At 59.9% G+C, this 24,855-nt stretch carries 23 protein-coding genes; 10 read left to right on the top strand and 13 right to left on the bottom strand.

Going from position 1 to position 24,855, the window contains the following annotated elements:
• Positions 1 to 113 precede the first annotated feature (113 nt).
• Positions 114 to 1,241, top strand: coding sequence for an acyl-CoA dehydrogenase (locus tag AC1RP7_RS23985; protein WP_057714716.1), 1,128 nt, complete (start codon positions 114 to 116; stop codon positions 1,239 to 1,241).
• Between the two features lie 13 nt (positions 1,242 to 1,254).
• Positions 1,255 to 2,028, top strand: a complete 774-nt coding sequence (locus tag AC1RP7_RS23980) for an enoyl-CoA hydratase (protein WP_057714717.1) — start codon at positions 1,255 to 1,257, stop codon at positions 2,026 to 2,028.
• Between the two features lie 178 nt (positions 2,029 to 2,206).
• Here AC1RP7_RS23980 and AC1RP7_RS23975 read toward each other — a convergent pair whose 3' ends face one another.
• The 3 genes from AC1RP7_RS23975 to AC1RP7_RS23965 form a co-directional block, all read right to left on the bottom strand.
• Positions 2,207 to 3,358 (bottom strand): acyl-CoA dehydrogenase family protein, encoded by a 1,152-nt coding sequence (locus tag AC1RP7_RS23975; RefSeq protein ID WP_218495564.1) that lies wholly within the window; start codon positions 3,356 to 3,358, stop codon positions 2,207 to 2,209.
• A gap of 3 nt (positions 3,359 to 3,361) precedes the next feature.
• Positions 3,362 to 4,468: an enoyl-CoA hydratase/isomerase family protein gene (locus AC1RP7_RS23970; RefSeq protein ID WP_218495565.1), complete on the bottom strand. Its 1,107-nt coding sequence runs from the start codon at positions 4,466 to 4,468 to the stop codon at positions 3,362 to 3,364.
• Between the two features lie 164 nt (positions 4,469 to 4,632).
• A complete protein-coding gene (locus AC1RP7_RS23965; protein ID WP_340312027.1) occupies positions 4,633 to 5,526 on the bottom strand; it encodes a LysR family transcriptional regulator in 894 nt (297 codons plus the stop codon).
• A 101-nt stretch (positions 5,527 to 5,627) separates the two neighbouring features.
• Between AC1RP7_RS23965 and AC1RP7_RS23960 the strand changes: the two genes are divergently transcribed.
• Entirely contained in the window at positions 5,628 to 6,719 is a 1,092-nt protein-coding gene (locus AC1RP7_RS23960; protein WP_493180946.1) for a polyamine ABC transporter substrate-binding protein, read from the top strand.
• 21 nt (positions 6,720 to 6,740) lie between these two features.
• Positions 6,741 to 7,700, top strand: a complete 960-nt coding sequence (gene speB / locus AC1RP7_RS23955; RefSeq protein WP_090455377.1) for an agmatinase — start codon at positions 6,741 to 6,743, stop codon at positions 7,698 to 7,700.
• Positions 7,701 to 7,815: 115 nt separating this feature from the next.
• On the opposite strand, the gene AC1RP7_RS23950 is transcribed toward speB, so the two are convergent.
• Positions 7,816 to 8,868 (bottom strand): aldo/keto reductase, encoded by a 1,053-nt coding sequence (locus AC1RP7_RS23950; protein WP_407515528.1) that lies wholly within the window; start codon positions 8,866 to 8,868, stop codon positions 7,816 to 7,818.
• A 159-nt stretch (positions 8,869 to 9,027) separates the two neighbouring features.
• Here AC1RP7_RS23950 and zapE point away from each other — a divergent pair, with 159 nt between their 5' ends.
• The 3 genes from zapE (at position 9,028) to AC1RP7_RS23935 (ending at position 11,361) form a co-directional block, all read left to right on the top strand.
• A complete protein-coding gene (gene zapE, locus AC1RP7_RS23945) occupies positions 9,028 to 10,146 on the top strand; it encodes a cell division protein ZapE (RefSeq protein WP_407515527.1) in 1,119 nt (372 codons plus the stop codon).
• 26 nt (positions 10,147 to 10,172) lie between these two features.
• Positions 10,173 to 10,754 carry a DinB family protein gene (locus AC1RP7_RS23940; RefSeq protein WP_057714727.1) on the top strand — a complete coding sequence of 194 codons (582 nt, stop codon included), beginning with the start codon at positions 10,173 to 10,175 and terminating at the stop codon, positions 10,752 to 10,754.
• A gap of 115 nt (positions 10,755 to 10,869) precedes the next feature.
• On the top strand, positions 10,870 to 11,361 hold the full coding sequence (locus AC1RP7_RS23935) for a GNAT family N-acetyltransferase (protein ID WP_154859879.1): 492 nt from the start codon (positions 10,870 to 10,872) through the stop codon (positions 11,359 to 11,361).
• Between the two features lie 77 nt (positions 11,362 to 11,438).
• Here AC1RP7_RS23935 and AC1RP7_RS23930 read toward each other — a convergent pair whose 3' ends face one another.
• The 3 genes from AC1RP7_RS23930 to AC1RP7_RS23920 all read right to left on the bottom strand — a co-directional run bounded on the left by AC1RP7_RS23930 (position 11,439) and on the right by AC1RP7_RS23920 (position 13,934).
• Complete coding sequence (locus AC1RP7_RS23930) at positions 11,439 to 11,648, bottom strand: hypothetical protein (protein ID WP_008053741.1); 210 nt, start codon at positions 11,646 to 11,648, stop codon at positions 11,439 to 11,441.
• Positions 11,649 to 11,816: 168 nt separating this feature from the next.
• Positions 11,817 to 13,553 (bottom strand): phosphoethanolamine transferase CptA, encoded by a 1,737-nt coding sequence (locus tag AC1RP7_RS23925; protein WP_429521064.1) that lies wholly within the window; start codon positions 13,551 to 13,553, stop codon positions 11,817 to 11,819.
• A 198-nt stretch (positions 13,554 to 13,751) separates the two neighbouring features.
• On the bottom strand, positions 13,752 to 13,934 hold the full coding sequence (locus tag AC1RP7_RS23920) for a DUF6026 family protein (protein WP_340312014.1): 183 nt from the start codon (positions 13,932 to 13,934) through the stop codon (positions 13,752 to 13,754).
• A gap of 272 nt (positions 13,935 to 14,206) precedes the next feature.
• Between AC1RP7_RS23920 and gnd the strand changes: the two genes are divergently transcribed.
• A complete protein-coding gene (gnd, locus tag AC1RP7_RS23915) occupies positions 14,207 to 15,187 on the top strand; it encodes a phosphogluconate dehydrogenase (NAD(+)-dependent, decarboxylating) (RefSeq protein ID WP_218495579.1) in 981 nt (326 codons plus the stop codon).
• Entirely contained in the window at positions 15,184 to 16,707 is a 1,524-nt protein-coding gene (zwf, locus tag AC1RP7_RS23910) for a glucose-6-phosphate dehydrogenase (protein ID WP_493180945.1), read from the top strand. The genes gnd and zwf overlap by 4 nt, the downstream gene beginning before the upstream one ends.
• 171 nt (positions 16,708 to 16,878) lie before the next feature.
• Here zwf and nhaB read toward each other — a convergent pair whose 3' ends face one another.
• The 3 genes from nhaB to AC1RP7_RS23895 form a co-directional block, all read right to left on the bottom strand.
• On the bottom strand, positions 16,879 to 18,381 hold the full coding sequence (nhaB, locus tag AC1RP7_RS23905) for a sodium/proton antiporter NhaB (protein ID WP_218495582.1): 1,503 nt from the start codon (positions 18,379 to 18,381) through the stop codon (positions 16,879 to 16,881).
• Between the two features lie 78 nt (positions 18,382 to 18,459).
• Positions 18,460 to 19,749 carry an NHL repeat-containing protein gene (locus tag AC1RP7_RS23900; RefSeq protein ID WP_218495584.1) on the bottom strand — a complete coding sequence of 430 codons (1,290 nt, stop codon included), beginning with the start codon at positions 19,747 to 19,749 and terminating at the stop codon, positions 18,460 to 18,462.
• 286 nt (positions 19,750 to 20,035) lie between these two features.
• A complete protein-coding gene (locus AC1RP7_RS23895; RefSeq protein WP_057714735.1) occupies positions 20,036 to 20,302 on the bottom strand; it encodes a hypothetical protein in 267 nt (88 codons plus the stop codon).
• A 342-nt stretch (positions 20,303 to 20,644) separates the two neighbouring features.
• Between AC1RP7_RS23895 and AC1RP7_RS23890 the strand changes: the two genes are divergently transcribed.
• Positions 20,645 to 21,970, top strand: coding sequence for a sigma-54 dependent transcriptional regulator (locus AC1RP7_RS23890; protein ID WP_057714736.1), 1,326 nt, complete (start codon positions 20,645 to 20,647; stop codon positions 21,968 to 21,970).
• Between the two features lie 60 nt (positions 21,971 to 22,030).
• On the opposite strand, the gene fapF is transcribed toward AC1RP7_RS23890, so the two are convergent.
• The 3 genes from fapF to fapD are packed head-to-tail and all read right to left on the bottom strand — an operon-like array spanning position 22,031 to position 24,835.
• Positions 22,031 to 23,320, bottom strand: coding sequence for a fibril amyloid transporter FapF (gene fapF / locus AC1RP7_RS23885; RefSeq protein ID WP_493180944.1), 1,290 nt, complete (start codon positions 23,318 to 23,320; stop codon positions 22,031 to 22,033).
• Positions 23,321 to 23,366: 46 nt separating this feature from the next.
• Positions 23,367 to 24,128 (bottom strand): fibril amyloid subunit FapE, encoded by a 762-nt coding sequence (fapE, locus tag AC1RP7_RS23880; protein WP_340312003.1) that lies wholly within the window; start codon positions 24,126 to 24,128, stop codon positions 23,367 to 23,369.
• 26 nt (positions 24,129 to 24,154) lie between these two features.
• Positions 24,155 to 24,835, bottom strand: coding sequence for a fibril amyloid maturation endopeptidase FapD (gene fapD, locus AC1RP7_RS23875; RefSeq protein ID WP_057714739.1), 681 nt, complete (start codon positions 24,833 to 24,835; stop codon positions 24,155 to 24,157).
• Positions 24,836 to 24,855 lie beyond the last annotated feature (20 nt).

Here is a 24,855-nt window from a genome sequence, read left to right as displayed (position 1 = left end):
CCCCCCCCCCCCCCCCCCCCCCCCCCCCCCCCCCCCCCCCCCCCCCCCCCCCCCCCCCCCCCCCCCCCCCCCCCCACAGGGTTCTGCGTCGTAACCAGATTTAAGGATTCACCATGATCCCCAATGACGACCAACAACAAATCCGTGACATGGCCCGGGACTTTGCCCAGGAACGGCTGAAGCCCTTCGCTGCCGAGTGGGACCGCGAGCACCGTTTTCCCAAGGAAGCCATCGGCGAAATGGCCGGGCTGGGCTTCTTCGGCATGCTGGTGCCGGAGCAGTGGGGCGGATGCGACACCGGTTACCTGGCCTATGCCATGGCGCTGGAAGAAATCGCCGCCGGCGATGGTGCCTGCTCGACCATCATGAGCGTGCACAACTCCGTGGGTTGCGTACCGATCCTCAACTACGGCACCGATGAGCAGAAAGAGCGCTTCCTCAAACCATTGGCCAGCGGTGCGATGCTCGGTGCCTTTGCGCTGACCGAGCCCCAGGCCGGTTCCGACGCCAGCGGCCTGAAAACCCGTGCACGCCTGGAAGGCGATCATTATGTGCTCAACGGCTGCAAGCAGTTCATCACCTCCGGGCAGAATGCCGGGGTGGTGATCGTGTTTGCGGTGACCGATCCGAGTGCCGGCAAACGTGGCATCAGCGCCTTTATAGTGCCGACCGATTCGCCGGGCTACAAAGTCGCGCGGGTTGAAGACAAACTCGGCCAGCATGCGTCCGACACCTGCCAGATCCTCTTCGAAGACGTGAAGGTGCCGCTGGCCAATCGCTTGGGCGAGGAGGGCGAAGGCTACAGAATTGCCCTGGCCAACCTTGAAGGCGGCCGCGTCGGCATCGCTTCGCAATCGGTGGGCATGGCCCGTGCCGCGTTCGAAGCGGCGCGCGATTACGCCCGTGAGCGCGAGAGCTTCGGCAAGCCGATCATCGAGCACCAGGCCGTGGCCTTCCGCCTGGCGGACATGGCGACCCAGATCGCCGTGGCGCGGCAAATGGTGCACTACGCCGCCGCTCTGCGTGACAGTGGCAAACCGGCCCTGGTCGAAGCATCGATGGCCAAGTTGTTCGCCTCGGAAATGGCCGAGAAGGTATGCTCCTCGGCGCTGCAAACCCTGGGCGGTTACGGTTACCTCAACGATTTCCCGGTGGAGCGGATCTACCGCGACGTACGGGTCTGCCAGATCTACGAAGGCACCAGCGATATTCAACGCATGGTCATTTCGCGCAATTTATAAGAAGGAGTCCCCTGTGAGCTACGAAACGATTTTGCTGGAAACCCACGGCCGCGTTGGCCTGATCACCCTCAACCGTCCACAAGCGCTGAATGCGCTGAATGCGCAGATCGTCAGCGAACTGAACCAGGCCCTCGACGGCTTCGAGGCTGACTCGAACATCGGCTGTATCGTCCTGACCGGTTCGAAAAAAGCCTTCGCCGCTGGTGCCGACATCAAGGAAATGGCGGAGCTGACCTACCCGCAGATCTACATCGACGACCTGTTCAGCGACAGCGACCGCGTAGCCAACCGCCGCAAGCCGATCATCGCGGCGGTCAACGGTTTTGCCCTGGGCGGCGGCTGTGAGTTGGCGTTGATGTGCGATTTCATCCTGGCCGGTGACAACGCCAGATTCGGCCAGCCGGAAATCAACCTCGGCGTGTTGCCGGGCATGGGCGGCACCCAGCGCCTGACCCGCGCCGTGGGCAAGGCCAAGGCCATGGAAATGTGCCTGAGCGGCCGCTTGATCGATGCCGTGGAAGCGGAACGTTGCGGCATCGTGGCGCGTATCGTGCCGAGCGATGAGCTGCTGGATGAAGCGCTGAAAGTCGCCGCGTTGATCGCTAAAAAATCGTTGCCGATTGCGATGATGGTCAAGGAAAGCGTCAACCGTGCCTTTGAAGTGAGCCTGGCCGAAGGCGTGCGCTTTGAGCGTCGGGTGTTCCATGCGGCGTTTGCGACGCAGGATCAGAAGGAAGGGATGGCGGCGTTCATTGCCAAGCGTGAGGCTGAGTTCCAAGGCAAGTGATGTAGTCACCTTTCGGACGCTTTCGCGAGCAAGCCCGCTCCCACATTGGATCTCAGCGTTTATGAGATCCCCTTGTAGGAGCGAGCCTGCTCGCGAAAAACCCAAGGGCACCGGGTTGATTCAGGCGCCCCGCGTTATCGTTGACCTCCATCGCGAGCGAGCTCGCTCCTACAGGGCATTACACCAGGTAGTTCTTCAGCTCGCGGGCAATCACCATTCGCTGAATTTCGCTCGACCCTTCGTAGATCTGCGTGATCCGCGCATCCCGGTAGTACTTCTCCACCGGATAGTCTTCCAGATACCCGTATCCGCCATGAATCTGAATCGCGGACGAGCAGACCTTTTCCGCCATTTCCGATGCAAACAGCTTGGCTTGTGACGCCTCCGACAGACAGGGTTTGCCGGCCGTGCGCAGGCGTGCGGCGTGCAGGATCATCAATCGCGCGGCGTTTAACTGCATGTGCATGTCGGCCAGCAGGTTGGCGATGCTCTGGTGTTCATTGATCGTTTTGCCAAACTGCACACGATCACGGGAATAAGCCAGTGCCGCCTCAAACGCTGCGCGGGCGATGCCCAGTGCCTGGGCGGCGATGCCGATGCGGCCGCCTTCGAGGTTGGACAAGGCGATGGCCAGGCCCTTGCCCCGTTCGCCCAGCAAATTGGCTTCGGGGATGGTGCAGTTGTTCAGGGTCACCGCGCAGGTGTCGGAAGCACGGATGCCCATCTTGTGTTCGGTGCGGTCGACGATAAAACCGGCGGTGTCGGTCGGTACCAGGAACGCCGAGATGCCACGTTTGCCCAGGTCCGGGTCGGTCACGGCAAACACAATCGCCAGTTTGGCGCGCTTGCCGTTGCTGACGAATTGTTTGGCGCCATTGATCACCCACTGGCCGTCGCGCAGTTCGGCGCGGGTGCGCAGGTTGTGCGCCTCGGAACCGGCCTGGGGTTCGGTCAGGCAGAAACAGCCGATGACCTGGCCGCTGGCAAGGTCCGCCAGCCAGGTCTGCTTCTGTTCTTCGCTGCCGTAGTTGAGCACCGGCCCGCAACCCACGGAGTTGTGGATGCTCATGAAGGCGCCGGTAGCACCGTCCCCGGCGGAAATTTCTTCTACCGCCAGTGCATAGGCCACATAGTCGACATAGGTGCCGCCCCATTCCTCTGGGACCACCATGCCCAGCAAGCCCAGTTCGCCCATTTTCGCCACCAGACCGTCATCGATCCAGCCGGCCTTTTCCCAGGCCTGGGCATGGGGCGCGATTTCGCCGCGGGCAAAATCCCGGGCCATGTCGCGGATCATGACTTGCTCTTCACTCAATTCGATATCGTGCATGGCTCAGCTCTCGCTCCGGTCAAACTCGCTGAAGAAGCTCGCCACGTGTTCGGCGTCCAGTGCCTGGAGGGTGGGCGGGTTCCAGCGTGGTGTCTTGTCTTTGTCGATCAGCAAGGCGCGCACGCCTTCGATCAGGTCGCCGCGCTCGAACCACTGACGGTCCAGGTGCAGCTCAAGGGCGAAACATTGTTCAAGGGGCAGCTCGCGTCCGCGACGGAGCATTTCCAGGGTCACGGCCATGGCCAGCGGCGAGCGGGTTTCCAGCAGGTCGGCGGTGGTGACGGCCCACTCATGGCTGTCGGCGACCGTTACCTGGCGTAGTTGCTCCACAATACTCGGCACATCGGGTTGGGCGAAGAAGTGGTCGATGGCCGGGCGCAAAGTCGCCAGTGGCGCATCGGGCAGTTGCTGCACGGCGAATTTCGCCAGCAGGCCTTGCAGGTCCTTGAGCGGCGTGTCGTGCCATTCGAGCTGGTCGAGTTTTTCGTCCAGGACGCCAAGCTTGTCGCTTTCCAGGTACCAGTCGGCCAGGCCGCAATACAGCGCATCGGCGGCGCGAATCTGCACGCCGCTGACGCCGAGGTAAATCCCCAGTTCACCGGGGATGCGCGACAGGAAGTAACTGCCGCCGACGTCCGGGAAATAACCGATGCCGACTTCCGGCATTGCCAGGCGGCTTTTCTCTGTGACCACGCGCAGGTCTGCGCCTTGCACCAGGCCCATGCCACCGCCGAGGACAAAACCGTCCATCAGGGCCAGCACCGGTTTGCGGTAGTGGTGGATCGCGAGGTCGAGGGCGTATTCCTCGACAAAGAAATCTTCGTGCAGGGTGTCGCCGCTTTTGAAGCTGTCATGCAGCGAGCGAATGTCGCCGCCGGCGCAGAAGGCTTTTTCCCCGGCACCGCGCAAGACCACGGCATGGACTTGCGAATCCTGGGCCCAGGCGTCGAGCTGGCGGTGCAGGTTGCGCACCATGTCCAGGGTGAGGGCATTGAGGCCGGCGGGGCGGTTGAGGGTCAGGTGACCAATGTGGTTGCGAACCTCGGCCAGCACTTCGTTTTGCATGGCATCCATGGACTGAGTCCCGGGAGAAAAAACCTGAGCAGTCATCACTAACTCCCTGCTTTTATTGTTCTTTATCAAGATGCTCGCGCGCGAGCGATGGCGGATCGTATCAGTGCAAATTTGCCTTGTACAACCCGGATAAGTGCAGGTTATCTGTGCATTTTTGCATGACAGTGTCCGGTATTGTTACAGCGTAGACCACGACGTAGTCAGGCAAACGCCGCGAGCAGATCCTCTTCGAATGCCTTTTGTGCATCGCCGGCCACTTGCGCCCGGTGCCGGGCCAGATGAAAAGCGACATCGAAACTCATGTCGCCTCGACGCACGGCCCTGAGCAAACCCTTGTTTTCCCAGGCATGGGCGAAGTGGCTGGGCAAATAACCGACATGTTTGCCGGAAAGGATAAAGGCGAGGGTGCCTTCGACTTGTTCCGAGCGCGCCGAACACAGCTTGCCCTGGAAGGGTTCGTCACTGCGCAGGAAACGGTAGGGGTGATCGACCCGGTCGCTGGCCTGCAGATCCTGATCGCAGGGGGCCGGGTTGGTGAACAGCGGATGGCCGGGGGCGCAATACAGATGCTGGGTTTCAATGAACAATTGGCGGTAGTCAAACGCGCTTTGCACTTGCGAGAAATAGCCGATGGCCAGGTCCAGCCGCTGTTGCAGTAGCAAGCGCTCCATTTCGCCGGGCATGGCGCTGATCAGTTCGATGCGCACTGACTCGTCCCGCTCACGGAAGCGCCGGATCGCCTCGGCCACCCGTTGCAGCACCGATTGATCCAGGGCTTCGGACAGACCCAGGCGCACTTCACCGATCAAGCGCCCGGCCACGCCGTTGGATTGATGGCGGAAGGCTTCGATGGACTCGAACAATCCACGGGTGGCGCTGAGGAGTTGTTCGCCCTTGGCGGTGACCTTGAATCCGCCCTTGCCGCGACTGCACAGGCGATAGCCAAGGCGGGTTTCCAGCTTGGCCATTTGCTGGCTGATGCTCGACTGGCTCAACCCCAGCTCACCCTGTGCGGCACTGAAACCGCCGCACTCCACCACGCTGACAAACAGACGCAACAATTGCAGGTCCAGATCATGGAGTTGGCCGAGCATCAAACATTACTCCGTCATAAAGTCAGGTTAATTAACTTGATATTTTACCAATGTATCCGACGACGCATCCTGCAACCACTTCCTCTGGTCAGGTGTTCGTCATGGCTCCCATGTTCAAGCTGTGTTTACCCGCGCTGTTGCTCGCCGTGGCTGTTTCGGCCCAGGCCGAAGACAAGGTGGTCAATCTGTACAGTTGGGCCGATTACGTGGCCCCCGAAACCCTGCAGCGGTTCGAGCAGGAAACCGGCATCCATGTGCGCTACGACACCTTCGATTCTTCGGAAGTACTGGAGACCAAGCTGCTCACCGGCGGCAGCGGTTATGACGTGGTGGTGCCGTCCTCCAGTGTGCTGGCCCGGGGGCTTGCAGCCGGGGCGTTGAAACCGATTCCCCACGAAGGACTCAAGGGTTACGCCAACCTCGATCCGGACTTGCTGGAAAAACTCGCCGCTGTCGATCCCGGCAACCGCTATGGCGTGCCTTATACCTGGGGCACGCTGGGATTGGGCATGAACGTCGAGGCGATCAAGCAGCGCTTGCCGAACGTGCCGCTCAATAGCCTGGACCTGCTGTTCAAACACGAGTACGCGAGCAAGTTGAAGGACTGCGGCATCGCCATTCTCGACTCGCCCCAGGAGGTGATCGGACTGGCGCTGCATTACCTGGGTAAAGATCCCTACAGCACAGACAAGAATGATCTGTCAGCCGCCGAGGCGTTGCTGCATCAGCTACAGCCGAACGTGCTGTACGTCGCCACCGGGCGGCAGATCAGCGACCTGGCCAATGGCAGCGTGTGCCTGGCGTTGACCTACAACGGTGACGCGAGCATGGCCGCCGACCAGGCACGCAAAGCCAATAAGCCCTATGAAATTGCCTACCGGATTCCCAGGGAAGGCACCCTCGTGTGGCAGGACAACCTGGCGATTCCCAAGGACGCGCCGCACCCCGAAGCCGCCCGCGCCTTTATCGAATTCATGTTGCGCCCCGAGTCCGTTGCGGCACTGACCAACACCTTGTTCTTCGCCACGGCGAACCAGGCCGCCACGCCGCTGGTGGATGAAGCGGTGCGCACCGATCCGGACATCTACCCGCTGGCCGACGTGCGCGAACGGCTGTACGCCGACCGCAGCATGAACCTCAAGGACATGCGTCAACGCACGCGCTTGTGGACCACTTTCCGTAGCCGCCAATAACTATAAAAGAAGGAGCCTTCAATGGACGTCCCGATGCAGAACGATCAAGCCCTTACCCGTGACAGCCTTTACGGCACGGCCGCTGAAAGTACCTACGCCGGTATCACCAGTTTCATGCGTCGCCGTTACAGTCGTGACTTGCGTGGCGTTGATGTGGCCGTCAGTGGCGTGCCGTTCGACACGGCCACCAGCAACCGCCCCGGCGCACGCTTCGGGCCCCGGGGCATTCGCGCCGCCTCGGCCGGGATCGCCTGGGAACGGCACTGGCCGTGGACGTTTGACCCGTTTGATCATCTGGCAGTCATCGACTACGGCGATTGCGATTTCGACTACGGTTCGCCGCAATCGACGCCCGAAATGATCGAAGCCCACGCCGAGCACATCCTCAATGCGGGCAGCGCGATGCTGACCTTTGGCGGCGATCACTTCATTACTTACCCGCTGCTCAAGGCCCATGCGCGAAAGCACGGGGCATTGTCGCTGATCCACTTCGACGCCCACAGCGACACCTGGCCGGACGAAGAGGGCAAGCGCATCGACCATGGCACCATGTTCTGGCACGCGGCCAGGGAAGGGCTGGTGGACCCGTCGCGCTCGGTACAAATCGGCTTGCGCACCACCAACGATGATCATCAGGGCTTTCAGGTGCTCGACGCACGGCAGGTGCACCGCCGTGGCTGCGAGGCGATCGTCGAGGCGATTCGCGCGCGGGTCGGCGACAACCCTGTGTACCTGACCTTCGACATCGACTGCCTCGATCCGGCATTCGCTCCGGGCACCGGAACACCTGTATGCGGCGGCTTGAGCACGGTGCAGGCGCTGGAGATTCTCGGCGGTTTGCGCGGGATCAATCTGGTGGGCATGGACGTGGTGGAAGTGGCACCGGCCTATGACAGCGCGGAGATCACCTCACTGGCGGCGGCGACGCTGGCGATGGAGATGCTGTGTCTGTATGCGGCAAGGCATAAGGTCGATAAGTAATACGCCTGACCCTGTGGGAGCGAGCTTGCTCGCGATGGCGGTCGATCAGCCGACATGGATGTTGAATGTTCCGCCCTCATCGCGAGCAAGCTCACTCCCACAGTTTTGATTTGTGTCAGGCCACCGGAATGATTGGCAGGTCGAGGATCTGACCACCGCTGAACCGTGCGAACGAACCGGAAATGGATTCGTGCGGCACGCCTTTGTCCACGTCACTGACGCCATCCAGTCGTGCCAGTTGTTCGCTGCTCAACTGCACATTCAGCGCGCCCAACGTCGCATCCAGCTGCTCACGGGTCCGGGAACCGAGGATCGGAATCAGCGCCGTGGTCGAGCGTCTGGCTTTTTCCCGCAGCCAGGCGATGGCTACGTGGGTAGGGCTGGCGTCCAGTTCTGCGGCGACATCGATCAAGGTGTCGAGCAGGGCGGTTTCGCGGGCGCTTTTTTCGGCGTGGATCAGCACGCCGAGCTTGTTCGCACGGTTGTCGCCCTCACTGTTGCGGTACTTACCGGTCAGGAAGCCGCCACCCAGCGGCGACCACAAGGTCGCGGCCAGGCCCAGGGCTTCGGCCATTGGTAGTTGTTCACGCTCGGCGGTGCGTTCGGCAAGGCTGTACTCGACCTGGATCGCGGCAATCGGCGCAAAACCGCGTACCTCGGCCAGCAGGTCGGCGCGGGCGATGCGCCAGGCGGGGAAGTTCGAAAGCCCGGCGTAATGAATCTTGCCGGCACTGACCAGATCGTCGAAGCCGCGCAGGATCTCTTCCATGGGCGTGACGCCGTCGCTCATGTGCGCCCAGAACAGGTCGATATGCTCGGTCTTCAGCCGTTTCAGGCTTTCTTCGACGGCGCGCACCATGTTCTTGCGGCTGTTGCCAGTGTGGGAAATGCCGGCTGCCGGTGTAGTCCCGAGGGTGTATTTGGTGGCGATGACCAGGCGATCCCGTTCTGCGGCGATGAATTCGCTGAGCATGGCCTCGGACTGCCCGCCCTGATAGCCATTGGCGGTATCGATGAAATTGCCACCGGCTTCCAGATAACCATCAAAAATCCGTCTGGCTTCGTCACGCTCGGCGCCATGGCCCCAACCGGTACCGAAATTACCCGCGCCCAGCGCCAGTTCGGAAACACGCAAGCCGGTTTTACGACCGAAAACTTTGTAATGCATGGGATGACTCCAGAGGGATGGCGACAAGGTTTAATAGATTATCTAAAACATCTATTAAATATGATGCTGGTAATCTAAAGCGTCAAGGTGCTTTTCCTGTCTGCACAAATCTGCCGATCACCGGTCGCGTTATCCATGGGCAATGGCATACTGCCGCCCATGACTATCGATTCCCCCTTAAGCGCCTGGCAGCATGCCATCGAACAAAAGGGCTTCGTCCAGGACGAGGCCCAGGAACATGCGGTGTGGGCGCTGCAAAAATGCCACGAAGCGTTGCACGCAGGCCGCGCGCCCATTTCCGGCGTGTACCTGTGGGGGCCGGTGGGGCGGGGCAAGACCTGGTTGATGGACCAGTTCTACCAAAGCCTGCGAGTACCGGCGCGGCGCCAGCACTTTCACCACTTCATGGGCTGGGTGCACCAACGCTCGTTTCAACTGACCGGCACTGCCGATCCGCTCAAGGCGTTGGCCCGTGAATTGGCTGAAGAGGTTCGCGTGCTGTGTTTCGACGAACTGTTCGTCAATGACATCGGCGACGCGATCATTCTCGGGCGCCTGTTCCAGGTGATGTTCGAACAGGGCGTGGTGGTGGTCTGCACGTCCAATCTGCCGCCGGACCAGTTGTACGCCGATGGCTTCAATCGCGACCGTTTCATGCCCGCCATCGCGGCGATCAAGCAGCACATGCAGGTGATTGCGGTGGATGGCGGGGAAGACCATCGCCTGCATCCGGGGGCCGGTTTGCAACGTTATTGGGTGGCCGAGCCCGGTAACCCCTGCGCGCTGGGTGAAGTGTTCCAGTTGTTGAGCGTCGGCCAGTCAGTATCGATCGAGCCGGTCAAGGTCGGTCACCGTTCCCTTGAGGTGGTCAAGGCCAGCCCGACGGTGCTCTGGACCCGTTACGCCGCGCTGTGCGAGCAACCCTTCGCGGCCATGGATTTCATCGCCCTGTGCGATACCTACGGCGCTATCCTGTTGAGTGACGTGCCCAACCTCAGCGCACAGAAACGCGCAGGGCGCATTGCCCGCGGCACCGAGGACGGTGTCGAGCGGGTGGAGGCGGGAGATCGCGAGTTGCCGCAGTTGTCGGTGCATGACGATGGTGTGCGACGGTTCATTGCCCTGGTGGACGAGTGCTACGACCGCAAGGTGCCGCTGTACCTTGAAGCGCAAGTGCCAATGGCATCGCTTTACACCGAGGGTTATCTGGAATTTCCGTTCCGCCGCACCCTCAGTCGATTGCAGGAAATGCAACTGCAGCGGTTTGCCGAAGTTTGATCGGGTTTTGAACGGGAGCAGCGAACATGAATCAGCCCCTGTCACACCATTTGCTGACCATGGCCTATCAGAACGCCTGGGCCAATCACCGACTGGCCAAGGCCTGGCGTCAGTTGAGCCCGCAGGAACTGAGCGCATCCCGGGTCAGCTTCTTCCCCTCGATCCGCGCCACCCTCAACCACATCCTCACCTGTGACTGGTTTTATGTGGACGCCCTGGAGCGCGAACTGCGCGGCGACGACCCGCATCCCGATTGCCGCGTGTTTTTCAAGGAGGACGAACCCTGCCTCGTGGCAACGGACCTGGTTGGCGAACAGGCCCACGTCGACCGCCGGCTGATCGCCTACTGCGAGCAGATGCGCGACGCCGACCTGGGCAAAATCGTGACCATCGCCCGCGACACCCCGCAACACGACAGTCGTTTGCGCCTGCTGTCCCATTTGTTTGAACACCAGATCCATCACCGCGGCCAGATTCACGCCATGCTCAGCGGCACCTCGGTCCAGCCACCGCAACTCGACGAGTTTTTCTGCGTCGGTGAGTCGCACTTGCGGGCCGAGGATTTTGCCGAACTGGGGTGGACGGAAGCCTTGATCTGGGGCGCTTGAGGCCAAAGATTTTCTCGGTTGCGATTGTCGTTGGCACGTTGCTCGCGCTATGGTCTGCCGGCACTTCAGCGTGAGTACATGCTGGGGGCTACTTCATGTGTGATCGAGGATGGAAATGGACTCCGCAGAAATTCTTGTGCTTCAGGCCAGTTACACCAATCCGGTGCATGCCGAGGCTATTTGCCTGGTGCTGAACCACTACGCCGAGGACCCGATGGGGGGCGGCCAGCCGTTGCCGGCCAATGTACTGGAGCAACTCCCGGGCGAACTTGCCCGGCGCCCCCACGCCTTCAGTGTGCTGGCCTTTGTCGGTGGCGAGCCGGCCGGGCTGGTCAATTGCTTCGAGGGGTTCTCGACGTTTGCCTGTCGGCCGCTGGTCAATGTGCATGATGTGTCGGTGGTGAAAAAATTTCGCGGCCTGGGCTTGAGCCAGAAGATGCTGCAAAAGGTCGAAGACATCGCCCGTCAGCGTGGCTGCTGCAAGCTCACCCTGGAAGTGCTGGAAGGCAATGCCGTGGCCCAGGGTTCCTATGAAAAAGCCGGTTTCGCCGCCGGCATGTTCGACCCGGCCCATGGACGGATGCTGTTCTGGACCAAGAGCCTCTGATTCAACAGGCAAAAAAAGGGCGTCCATCAGGACGCCCGACAGTCTTCTACCTAGAACTGCAATCAGACGGCCATGGATCATTTCGGTCTGTAGGTTTCAGTCATTTGTGCGGTTTGATCGTCCGGAACCCGCAGTTCAGTGCTTTGGATGGGGTGGCCCAGGGCTTCTTGCTGGGCCAGTCGCAGGCTTTCGTAGTAATAGCGCATGCGTTCGGCTCCACCTTCGGCAAAAGCACTGGTTGAGCCCAAGGCCATCAGGCCGGCGAGAATCATTGCGGTGCGTTTCATGGTTTGCCTCCCACTACAGATGTCGGATGCCTTTCGTCCATGAATCAATGAAGCAGTGTCGAAATGGCATTATCCGCCGATTCGGTCAATTGGGAATCAACTTCACCAACGACCTGCATGGCTGCAACGGGAGCATGAAAAAGGGGCCGGAACCGGCCCCTGAAAGGATTACTGCTGAACGACAGTCGGTGGCGTTTTAGGCTTCATCAGGCTGAAGTCGATCAGCGCACGCTGTTGACGCTCATACGGGTTGCCGATCATCAATGGCCGGGCCTTGAAGCTGTCACTGACCAGGCTTTTGCTGCGATCGAGTTCGTCGAAGCTCAGGCCCGCCAGGTCGGCCCAAGTGTGAATCAGGTGCGAGCTGCTGTAAGGGCGCGAGAGATCACCCACGAGGTTCCAGTCATGGGTTGCGCGCCATTTCGGCGATGCCCAGGCCATGAACGGAATGGTGTACATCGGTGCTGTCGGCTTGTTCTCGTTGCGCCCCAAGGTGTTGTGGCCCACGGAATCGAACACGTCCTCGCCATGGTCGGACAGGTACAGCAGGAAGCCGTTCGGATCGGTCCTGGCGTAGTCCTTGATCAGGCTGGACACCACGAAGTCGTTGTACAGCACGGCATTGTCGTAGCTGTTGTACGTCGGCAACTGGTCATCGCGAATGCCGGCAGGCACGCCCTCACGGTCCTGGAACCTGTCGAAGGTCGACGGGTAGCGGTACTGGTAGCTCATGTGCGTGCCGAGCAAATGCACGACGATGAGTTTGCGCGGTGCACCGTCGGCCAGGGCCTTGTTGAAGGGCTCGATCACGTCTCCATCGTACTGGGCGGCGTTCTGGTTGCGGTTGTTGTTCAGGTACACCTGTTCATCGGCCTGTTCGGAAAAGGTCGTGAGCATGGTGTTGCGCTTGGTCATGGTCTGCTGGTTGGTGATCCAGAAGGTCTTGTAGCCTGCCTGTTTCATCATGCTGACCAGCGATGGCGTCGACAGGTACAGGTCGGGGTTTTCTTCGTCGGCGAAGGTCAGGACCTGCTGCAGCGCCTCAATGGTGTAGGGGCGCGGCGTAATGACGTTGTCGAAAACGTCCAGTTGATCCTTGAGCTTGTCCAGTTCCGGCGTGGTTGCCCGGGGGTAGCCGTACAGGCTCATGCGCTGACGGTTGGTGGACTCACCGATCACCAGCACCAGGGTCGCAGGCGTGTTGGCCATTGCGTCCTTCAGGTTGTGCAGCGGTGGAATCTTGCTGGCGCTATTGAGCATGTCCTGCATGCCGGCCAGGGTTTCCAGGTAGCGGTGATAGGCCACGGCCATCTGCCATGGCACCGCCGGCTCGATGCGGGTTTCGAACTTGTCGAAGCCTTCGGCGAAACTGCCGGTGCGTGCGGTTTGCTTGATCAGCGGATAACCGACGACCGCCACGACAATGGCCACCGCGGCCACGATTGCCTTGCCACGGGATAGGTACACCGGGCGCAGGCGTGTCCACAGGAACCAGGAAAAAGCGGTGTGGGCCAGGAACGCCGGCACCATCCACCAGGCAAAGTACTGGGTCATGTATTCGCCGGCTTCAGCCACGTTCGACTCAAACATGATGAAGATGACGCTCTGGGAAAACTCCTGCTGATAAATGAAGAAGTAACCCAGGCTCGCCATGGAGCACGCCCACAGTACGACGCCGATCACGGCAGCCATGACGCGGGTTTGCCGGGGGAACAGCAACATCGGCGCCAGCCAGAAGGCGCTCATGACGAAGGCCTGGCGGAATCCGCTAAAGCCGGAGGTGCCAGTCAACTGGATCAGTAGTTGGGTGATGCCGGAAAAGTACCAGAAGAATACAAACAGCCAGACAAATCCGGCCCAATCAAAACCTGCCGCAGTCGTGTTGCTGCGTTTCAACAAAGACATTCAGCGCTCCAGCCGAGAGTTCACTACCACCGCCGCGACTTGGATATCACGGACGACGAACGAGGGCCGCGCGGAATCGGGCGACCTAAACGAGTAATTGTCGTGTAACAATTGTGAAAATTTTGTGAGTTGCCAGGGGTGGCAAGGCGTGAGCCGGTGCGGAAGCAGTGCAGACTGCTCCCGCTTCAAAGGAGGGGGTCAGGCGAATGGGGTGTGTTGCACCACAGCCAGGGGCTGCGCTTGATTGGTTTGCAGCAGCAGTCGCAATTGCGCCAGTTCCTGCTTCAACTGATCGCGTTCGTCTTTCAACTGGCGCAATTCGTCACGACGGATTGTGACGTAAAGGGTTTGTGCTGGCAGTGCGGTATGTACTGTGCCCATTGCTCACCTCGCAAATGGCGTGTCTCAACTGTAGGTACGCCTCGAAATCCGGGGCTGACCTACTATCGGCGCCAATTTTGATTTCTTTTGCCCCAGAAGGGAACTTTTTTATTTTTCATGGTCGTTGTGTCTTCGGTTTGATTCCCGACGTTATCCATCAGGATCGGGCACAATGCCCGGAAACTTCGTGCCAACGCTCTGGACTAACCTCATGAGTCGCGTTGGGCTATAACCTTTGACACACTTTAATTTGTAGTAGGGAGCATCAGCACATGCAACTCGGGATTATTGGACTGGGCCGCATGGGCGGCAATATTGCGCGGCGCCTGATGCTCAACGGGCACACCACCGTTGTTTACGATCGCAATACCGCCTTTGTCGAAGCCTTGGCTACAGAGGGCTCCACGGGCGTCACCGATCTGCCGGCGCTGGTCGCCGGCCTGGCCAGGCCGCGTGCGGTCTGGGTCATGCTGCCAGCTGGCGCGCCGACCGAAGAAACCATCGACACCCTGAGCACCTTGCTCGACGCCGGCGATACCATCATCGACGGCGGCAACACCTTCTATAAAGACGATATCCGCCGGGCGAAGACCCTGTCGGAAAAAGGCCTGCACTACATCGACGTCGGTACCTCCGGCGGTGTCTGGGGCCTGGAGCGCGGTTACTGCATGATGATCGGCGGCGATGCCGAGACTGTTAAGCGCCTCGACCCGCTGTTCGCAACCCTGGCCCCTGGCCTGGGCGACATCCCGCGCACCAAGGACCGCAAGTCCGAAGACGATCGTGCCGAGCGTGGTTACATTCATGCAGGTCCGGCCGGTTCCGGGCATTTCGTGAAGATGATCCACAACGGCATCGAATACGGAATGATGCAGGCGTTCGCAGAAGGCTTCGACATCCTCAAGACCAAAAACAGCGAGAGCCTGCCGCAAGACCAGCGTTTCGATCTGAACGTCGCCGATATCGCCGAAGTGTGGCGCCGTGGCAGCGTGGTGTCCTCGTGGTTGCTGGACCTGACTGCCGACGCCCTGGCCAGCGATCCGAAACTCGACGGTTTCTCCGGGTCCGTGGCCGACAGCGGTGAAGGTCAATGGACCATCGAAGCCGCCATGGAACAAGCGGTGCCGGTGCCGGTGCTGTCGAACTCGCTGTTCTCGCGCTACCGTTCCCGTGGGCAAGGCACCTTTGGTGACAAGATTCTCTCGGCCCAGCGCTTCGGCTTCGGCGGCCATGTGGAGACCTCGAAAAAATGACCCACGCGATCCGCAGGAAATCCAAGGCTGAACCCGCGCCGCCGACCACGCTGTTCCTGTTCGGCGCCCACGGCGATCTGGTCAAGCGCCTGCTGATGCCGGCGCTGTACAATCTCAGCCGTGACGGTTTACTCGGGAATGGACTGCGGATCATCGGCGTTGACCACAACGCCATCAGCGATGAAGGCTTCGCGAAAAAACTCGAAGACTTCATCCGCAACGAGGTGGCCACCAGGACCGGCAAGGGCGATCAAGCCCTTGACCCGGCGCTGTGGGCCAAACTCGCCAAAGGCATCAGCTACGTTCAGGGCGATTTCCTGGACGACAGCACTTATCAAGCGCTGGCGGCAAAAATCGCCGACAGCGGTACTGGCAATGCGGTGTTCTATCTGGCCACCGCGCCGCGTTTCTTCAGTGAAGTGGTGCGCCGTCTTGGCTCGGCCGGCTTGCTGGAAGAAACCCCCGAGGCCTTCAGAAGGGTGGTGGTCGAAAAACCCTTCGGCTCCGACCTGCATACGGCCGAAGCCTTGAACGCTTGCCTGCTCAAGGTGATGACCGAAAAGCAGATCTACCGCATCGACCATTACCTGGGCAAGGAGACCGTACAGAACATCCTGGTCAGCCGGTTCTCCAACAGCCTGTTCGAAGCGTTCTGGAACAATCACTACATCGACCACGTCCAGATCACCGCCGCCGAAACCGTGGGCGTGGAAACCCGTGGCAGTTTCTATGAGCACACCGGCGCGCTGCGAGACATGGTGCCCAATCACCTGTTCCAGTTGCTGGCGATGGTGGCGATGGAACCGCCCGCCGCGTTCGGCGCCGATGCAGTGCGCGGCGAGAAAGCCAAGGTCGTTGGCGCGATCAGGCCCTGGACGGTGGAGGAAGCCCGCGCCAACTCGGTGCGCGGCCAATACACCGCGGGTGAGATCGACGGCAAGGCACTGCCGGGCTACCGCCAGGAAAACAACGTCGCACCCGACAGCAATACCGAAACCTATGTGGCCCTCAAGGTCATGATCGATAACTGGCGATGGGTCGGCGTGCCGTTCTATCTGCGAACAGGCAAGCGCATGAGTGTGCGTGACACCGAGATCGTGATCTGTTTCAAGCCGGCGCCCTATGCGCAGTTCCGCGATACCGAGGTCGATGAGCTGCAGCCGACCTATTTGCGCATTCAGATCCAGCCGAACGAAGGCATGTGGTTCGACCTGCTGGCCAAGCGTCCCGGCCAGGCCTTGAAAATGGACAACATCGAGCTGGGGTTCGCCTACAAGGACTTCTTCGAGATGCAGCCTTCCACCGGCTACGAAACCCTGATCTACGATTGCCTGACGGGTGACCAGACGCTGTTCCAGCGCGCCGATAACATCGAAAACGGCTGGCGCGCCGTTCAGCCGTTCCTGGATGCCTGGCAGCAGGATTCCAGCGTGCAGAGCTACGCTGCCGGGGAAAACGGTCCCAAGGCCGGCGAAGAACTGCTCACCCGTGACGGTCGCGTCTGGCACCGCCTCGGATAGCACCTATCTCCAGTGGGAGCGAGCTTTTGTGGCGAGGGGGCTTGCCCCCGTTCGGCTGCGAAGCAGTCGCCATTTCATCACTCGGTGTACCTGCTACAGCGTAGTAGTAGGTTTTGGGGCCGCTGCGCAGCCAACGGGGGCAAGCCCCCTCGCCACAAAGGCTCGGCGGTGTCAGAGCCAGTAACTCACCGCATACCAGCCCAATGTCCCCATCACCACGGTGTACGGCAGCGCCATCCAGACCATCCGCCCGTACGACAGACGCACCAGCGGTGCAATTGCCGAGGTCAGCAGGAACAGAAACGCCGCCTGACCGTTGGGCGTCGCCACGCTCGGCAGGTTGGTACCGGTATTGATCGCAATGGCCAGGGTTTCGAAATGCTCACGGGTCATCTCTCCCGCCATGAACGCGCGCTTCACTTCGGTGATGTAAATGGTTGCCACGAACACGTTGTCGCTGATGGCGGACAGCAGGCCGTTGGCAATGAACAGCATGCCCGGTTGTTGGTCTGCCGGGAGCGTCAGCACCCAGTGGATCAGTGGGGCGAACAGTTGCTGGTCGTGAATCACCGCGACCACGGCGAAAAACACCACCAACAATGAGGTGAACGGCATGGCGTCCTTGAACGCTGTGCCCAGGCGGTGTTCGTCGGTGATGCCGGTAAAGGCGGTAATCAACACGATCACCATCAAACCGATCAAACCCACTTCGGCGATGTGGAACGCCAGCCCGGCAATCAGAATCAATGCGGCAAAGCCTTGTACCAGTAGCGCGGCACCTTGGCGCGTGGTGCGCTCGGCATTGTCTTCGGCGGCGTAGTTGGCCAGCACCGCACGAACGTTATCCGGCAGCAGCGTGCCGTATCCGAACCAGCGCAGCTTTTCCAGCAGGACGCAGGTTACCAGCCCGGCAACCAGTACCGGCAGGGATACCGGCGCAACCCGGGTGAAGAACTCAGCGAAGTGCCAGCCCATTTCATGGCCGATCAGCAGGTTCTGCGGTTCACCGACCAGCGTACAGACACCGCCCAGCGCGGTGCCCACGGCGCCGTGCATCAGCAGGCTGCGCAGGAAGGCGCGGAACTGTTCCAGATCACCGTGATGCAGGGTGGGCAGATGTTGGTCGTCGCTGAACTCGCTGTCCTGGCGCGGATCGTTGCCCGAGGCGACGCGGTGATACACCGAGTAAAAACCTACGGCGGCACTGATGATCACGGCGGTCACAGTCAAGGCATCGAGGAACGCCGACAGAAAGGCCGACAGAAAGCAGAACATCAGGGACAGCAGGGCTTTGGAGCGGACCCCGAGCAGCAGGCGCGAGAACAGGTAAAGCAACAGGTCCTTCATGAAATAGATACCGGCCACCATGAACATCAGCAGCAGGATCACCGGGAAGTTGTGCAACAACTCGTCGTACAGCGCCTGGGGCGTGGTCATCTTCAGCAGCAGGGCTTCAATCAACAGCAGGCCGCCGGGCATCAGCGGATAGCATTTGAGTGCCATGGCCAGGGTGAAGATGAACTCCAGCACCAGTAGCCAGCCGGCAACCACCGGGCCTGCGGTCCAAAGCACCAGGGCATTGAGGATGAGAAAGCCGACGATGCAGGCCTTGTACCAACGGGGCGAGTGCCCGAGAAAGTTGTGCGCGAACGCCTGGGCCATTGAACCGGACATCGGCTGCTCCTTGTCTTGAGAAGCGCGCAAGTTGCCGCAAGCGCGCGAGAAGATCAAGCGCAGGAAAAATGCCGGTGTTTATCCCTGGAAACGAGCGATGACCGCCTTGTAGTTTCCGTGCAGCGAATAGCCTCCCACTACAATGTTTCCATCGGCGTGCGCGGCGACACAGGTGGCGGTATCCAGGCTGGGGCCCAGGCGCGTACGTGTATAGCCGCTGCCTTTGCCAAAACGGCGATCGGGAAGGCCGTTGGGCAGGTATCGCCCGAGAATGAAGTCTGCTTCGACGCCGCCGATGGTGGCGCCCGCCGTGAGCACACTGCCATCAGGTTGTAACTGTGCGGCGGTCCACTGGCATCCGCTGTAACCGATTTCCCGCCGCTGCGGATGTCCTCCGTTGCAATGACTGTCGGGGCGCCCGTTGCTGTGCATTTTAAATGTCAGGCAGTGCATCGGCTCGCGACTGCTGCCAAAACACAGGATTTCGCCTTCGTTTTGCTGGACCACCCGGCTGACCCGGGCGCCATGCCCTTGCGCCTTGAAGGTCATGAATCCATCCACGGCAAATCGGTCGTCGAGGCGCCCGTCCGGGTGATAGCGTGCCAGCAAGCCTTCCTCGGGAAAATTGATCGATCCACCGACCAGGATTCGGCCATCACGTTGTACCGTCAGGCTGCTGAGCCAGGTATTCATCAGCAGGTGCCTGACCATCACGAAGCCGCGGTCGTTGAACGAGCAGTCCAGCGAGCCTTCGACATCCAGACGTATCAACATGCCGACGTGATCGGCCAGTTCGTAGTGATGGTTGGCCAGGATCAGGATCCGGCCGTCTTGCTGTATGGCCACATCGCAGGCTTCTGCGCCCGGCACACCCAGAGGCAGCCGGATATCGCGCATGCCCAGGGACAGATCGCCAGGTAATCGCACGACACGGCGGCCATTATCGCCAAAGCCTTGCACCAGGCGGCCATCTTGATCCAGCAATGCCAGGGCCGGGAGCGTGCGGTGCGCGTTTACGTATTGCAGGCCAGCCAACAGGATGTTGCCGTCGGGCAGGATCAGGACCTTGGTGCCCATGGCTTCGAACCCCGGTTCGAATTGCCCGATGACACTGCCTTGTTTACCGAACGTCAGGTCTGCGCAACCATCCGCCAGCAAGCGGGCCAGGCCAAAGCGGGTGCCATCGGCCATGCCGACTTTTGCGGCTACCAGCAAGCGACCTTGCGCATCGATCGCAACGTCATTGGCCAAGCTGAAAAGGCTGTCGGCGAAATAGACCTGGGTTTTGCCGTTGGCGGCAAACGTCGTATCGAGGGCCCCGGCGTTTTTCCGGGCTGCGGAGTAGGCAAAAGCGGACTGGCTTGACATGCACCGCATCTCCTTGCGAGTCGTCCTGATCCAGAGGTTTGGGTGGCGACTTGATAGGAAGATTATTCAATCCCTGAATGAAGGGATGCACAACGGTAAGAACTAACAGACGGAGGGTCGCTGTGTGCCACAACAGTGTCTTTTCGAACCAATGGCGAGCCTGCAAAGTATCAGGCGTATGTGAAGTTCGAATTAAACAGTGTCACGTAGTGTGCGCGGCCAGAAAAAACTGCGAACTAAAGACAGGAAAAAGGCGCGGATTACCCCGGAGTAATCCGCAAAACGATTAGTGCGGCATCGACCACGACTGCAGTGTGTAACCTTCCTCGCTCAATTCGGCGCGAGCCTGTTCCAGCAGCAGTTCGAGTTGCGCGGGATCGGAATAGGCGCTGCTTGGGATCTGCTTGCGGCCAATGCGGGTGCTGGTGCGGTCGATAACGGTCAGGCTGAGTTCGCCATTGCCGTCTTGTGGGGCCCAGGCCACGCATTTGAATGGTTTAAATGCGCGGTCGGCAATCAGAAGTGCTTCGTTGATACGGAGCGGGGCGTTCATAGGGTCTTCTCTCTGTATGCCCAATCAAGTGATAGGCCGACGGTTGGGCTTACCGTTCAGCTGGTTACTTGTACTGATGCCCGCAACCGGGGTTCGGGTCACACACAATCAAAAGAAATTTCCACTTTATTTCACAGATTCAAGGAAGAGCCTGACATTGAAAGCTGAATGAAAGGAAAGAGTCGTTAGGCAACTAACGTAATCGCAACTTATAACTGGTTTTGTGACATCCCTATAGTCAAACAGTACAAGGCCCTGTCAAATTCTTGCTAATGTTACAGCCAGGTCTGCCAAATGACTGTTTTTATTAAATTTTCATAAATTTGGCGCCAAGGATCAGTCATGAGTGATGCGCCTGCCTTACGACGTTTGTTAGTGGTGGACCCCTGTGACGATTGCTATCGCCTGGTCCCTGGATTGCGCGCCATCGGTTGGGACGTTGACAGCTGCACGCTGGAGAACGCCGTTGACCGAACCTGTGACGTGGGCTTGCTGCGCTTGCAGCCTTATCACCTTGAGCACCCGGAGGCCGTCAAAGAGCTGATCAGCCGCAGCGGCACCGAGTGGATAGCCGTACTCAACCAGGAAGTACTGCGGTTGCAAAATGTCGGCGACTTCGTCTGTGAGTGGTTTTTTGACTTTCATACCTTGCCGTTCGATGTGTCCCGGGTTCAGGTAACACTGGGCCGGGCGTTTGGCATGGCGCGTTTGCGCGGGCAGGGCACGGTCTATGTCGACCAGCCCGAGCACGAATTGCTGGGCGACAGCAAACCTATTCGTGAGCTGCGAAAGCTGTTGAGCAAACTGGCTCCGACCGAATCTCCGGTGTTGATTCGCGGTGAAAGCGGCACTGGCAAGGAACTGGTCGCACGAACCCTGCATCGTCAGTCCCAGCGTCACAACAAACCCTTCATTGCGATCAATTGTGGTGCGATTCCCGAGCATTTGATCCAGTCCGAGTTGTTCGGCCATGAGAAAGGCGCATTTACCGGCGCGCACCAACGCAAGGTCGGACGGATAGAAGCCGCCAACGGTGGCACCCTGTTTCTCGACGAGATCGGTGACCTGCCACTGGAGTTGCAGGCCAACCTGTTGCGGTTCCTCCAGGAAAAACACATCGAGCGGGTCGGTGGCAGTCAGCTGATTCCGGTGGATGTGCGGGTTCTGGCGGCAACGCATACCGACCTTGAAGCCGCCATCGAGAAGAAGCGCTTTCGCGAAGATTTGTATTACCGCTTGAACGTACTGCAAGTGGCGACTGTTCCGCTGCGCGAGCGCCATGGCGACCTGGCGGTGTTGGCCAACCATTTCTCCCATTTCTATAGCCATGAAACCGGGCGCCGCCCACGCAGTTTCAGCGAAGACGCGTTGATTGCCATGGGCAAACACGACTGGCCAGGCAATGTTCGCGAACTGGCCAACCGCGTTCGTCGCGGGCTGGTGTTGGCCGAAGGCCGGCAGATCGAGGCCCGTGACCTGGGGTTGATCAGTCAGCATACGCTCGCAGCGCCGATGGGCACCCTCGAAGAATACAAGTCCCGGGCCGAACGCCAGGCGTTGTGCGATGTATTGAGTCGCCACAGCGATAACCTGAGTGTCGCCGCCAAAGTATTGGGTGTGTCGCGACCGACCTTCTACCGGTTGTTGCACAAGCACCAGATTCGCTGAACCCCGGCCGCAAACCAAAACCCCGCTGCGATTGCAGTTGCAGCGGGGTTTTTGTTCGGGTCAGAAGTAGTAGGGGAGTTTCAGGCTGAACTGGAAGTCCGGGGCATCGTCCGTCATGCCGATGGACAGGTTGGGCACGATGGTCAGGCTGTCGGTGGCCGCAATGGTCATGCCGATGTTGAAGTAACCGGCGTTGGCATCGCTGGAGACCACCGCTTGCCAATCCCCGCCATCTTCCTTGAGCTTGCTTTTGCGTTGCACCAGGTCAGAGACCGAGAACGACATACTCATCTTTTCGTTCAAGGCGAACGCAATGCCGGCGCCGATCTGGAAGCTGTCGCCAATGCGGACTTTGCCCGGTGTCTCGACCGCCGGGTTGGAGCTGATGTCGTCGAAAGACTCTTCCATGTTGTACGTGTAGGACAGGCTGCCGAACAGCACCGCCGGGTCGAACGTCTTGACCAGGGAGATCCCCGGCGTAATCGACCAGACGCCGTTACCGGTAGGCAAGGATTCAGGCACGGCCAGGTTTGAGTTATCGGCCACCCGAACCAGCTTGATGCCGAACGGGTCTTTGCCGGTAGGCGCCTTGACGCGCAAGGTCACCACGGCATCCGGCGTGTTGGCCGATTCGTCGAGGAATTTGTAGGCGACACCGAAGTTGACGTCGCCTATGGTCGGGTCTTCCTTGACGGTGTCTTCGGTCGTGACGTTTGCGGCGCCGCTATTGCCGCCACCGGACTGGTACGTGGACTCACGGTAGACAACCGGTACGTTCAGGTCGAACTGCCAGCGATTGTTGAAGTTGTAGCGACCGGTGAGGTCAAGCGTCCAGGTGTCGGCCTTGATCCGGTCCAGGTTGATAGCGCCCAGGAAGATCGAGTCCAGGGCTAGAAAACCGTTGAGGACCAGTTGGCGAGAATCGTAGCGGGAGTAGGTTATCCCGGTTTCGACGCTGAACTTGCCACCGCCGAAAAACCCGCTGGCCTCGTCATACAGGTTCGAAACGCTTTGCGCCGGTTGCGAGTCATTGGCCAGCGATTGTCCATAAGAGCTGCCGCTCCCCACCGAGGTGGCTGCGGCGCCGGTGCCGACGCCTGGATTGCCCTTGAGATCCGCTGGCGACTTGGCCAGGCGTTTGGGAGCGGGCGAGGCGGGCTGCTCTTCGACCTGGCGGACCCGTTGTTCGAGAACCGCCAGGGCTTTTTGCTGTACTTCGTATCGTTGTTTCAACTCCAGGAGCTCTTGTTTGAGAGCCTCCAGTTCCGGGTCAGGTGCTGCCTGCAACATCGCCGCCGGGAGTAGAGCACTCAAGCATGCAACTGCACGCAGTGATACTGATCGGTACATGAAATATGCCGTCCATTTGTGCCCAATGGTCCAGACTCAGCGTAGTTCAATAGCCCATGGTCCGTAATGCAGCGAGTTGGTTGAGGTTGCAGTCCAATGCCCCCGCACTCGGGCCATTATTGTTGAGCACTACGTTGAGTTGAGTCATGTTGTCGACCACATTGCTGCTGCCCAGCAACCGGGTGTTTTGCAGCAACCCGCCCTGGGCGACTTGTTGCAGGCTGGTACCCTGGTTGTTGTTGGCGGTAATGGCCATCTGAACGCCGCCGCTGGTCGCGGATACCGCGACACTGCCTGCGGCATTGCTGCCGGTGATGGTTTGACCGGCTATCAGCGCCTGGCCCTGGCCCGCCACCAGTGCCGGGGCCGTGCTGGCCTCTTTGACGTTGATGGCGATGTTGTTGTTTGCGCTGTTGCCATCACCTGCGGCCCGTGTGACCTGGGTTATGCCCCGGGAAGTGCTCAGGGCTGCGCCCCCCGACACGTGACCGCTGCCTGACCTGGACGTACCGCCATGACCCGATTGCTTGATGGTTGAAACATAGAACTCGGGCTTGACCGTTGCGGCTTGAAGCTGCATCGAGGTGGAGGCTCCGATCAGGTCACCACTGGCATTGCGCCAGGTACTGCTCATGACGACACCGAAGCTTATGACCCGCCCCGGCATCACATATCGGCCACGCAACTCGGCCAGTTCCTGGTCCTTGATTTCGATGGGTCTGAACTCATCAGCAAAACCTGAAGTGTTCGCTGCCAGACAGGCAGCGACCACCCAATACGAGGTTTTCATTTGCTGCTCCCGGAGCATCCTGCCCCCTATCATCTTGTTGGCGATTAAAAGAAGTCGCTCTGTATGAAACCAAAATCCATCAATTCGGCATCTTTGACCGGGTTGAAGTTATCCATCTTGTTCTTGGCTGTCAGCGGTTCCGGTGGACTGCGTAACGCATTGGTCTTGTCGTAACCGGGACCGACGATAGCGAAAATAATGCCATTCCAGCCTTTGACAAAGTCATCATGGGAGTAGCGTTTGTGACCGAGTACCGGATCGCCGATATACACCCAGTTCTTGTCCGCCCGCTGCAACACCACAAAGTGCTTGTAGCCGCGAATTTCCATCAATACCACCACCGGAATCGTCACGGATTCGAGTCTTTCCGGCGGGATCCTGTAGCCCCGGGCGCGCATGCCGATGCGCTCTATGTAGCGCTTCATGTCCAGCATTGAAAAACCCTGGGTACGCACAAGGTCCTGGTCTGCGGTGACCAGCATGCCCTTGATGATGTGCTCCTCATCGACGTCGAGCCAATAGGCCTGGCGCAGTATCGTTGCCAGCGCGGCGGCGCCACAGCTGAAATCGGTTTTTTGTTCGACGATGTCGCTGAACTTGCGCTCGCGCAAACTCTGTACGTGCTTGTACACCAGCACGCCGCCCGGCAGGGCGGCAACCGGCATCTGTGCAGCCTGGGTCAGGCCAGACAGACAGAGCAGGGCGAAAAGGACAGTCTTACGCATGATCGATACGCCTTGGGACT

It is taken from the genome of Pseudomonas sp. GW822-FHT01E03 (assembly GCF_058802985.1).
This window is presented reverse-complemented; position numbering and strand designations above follow the sequence as displayed.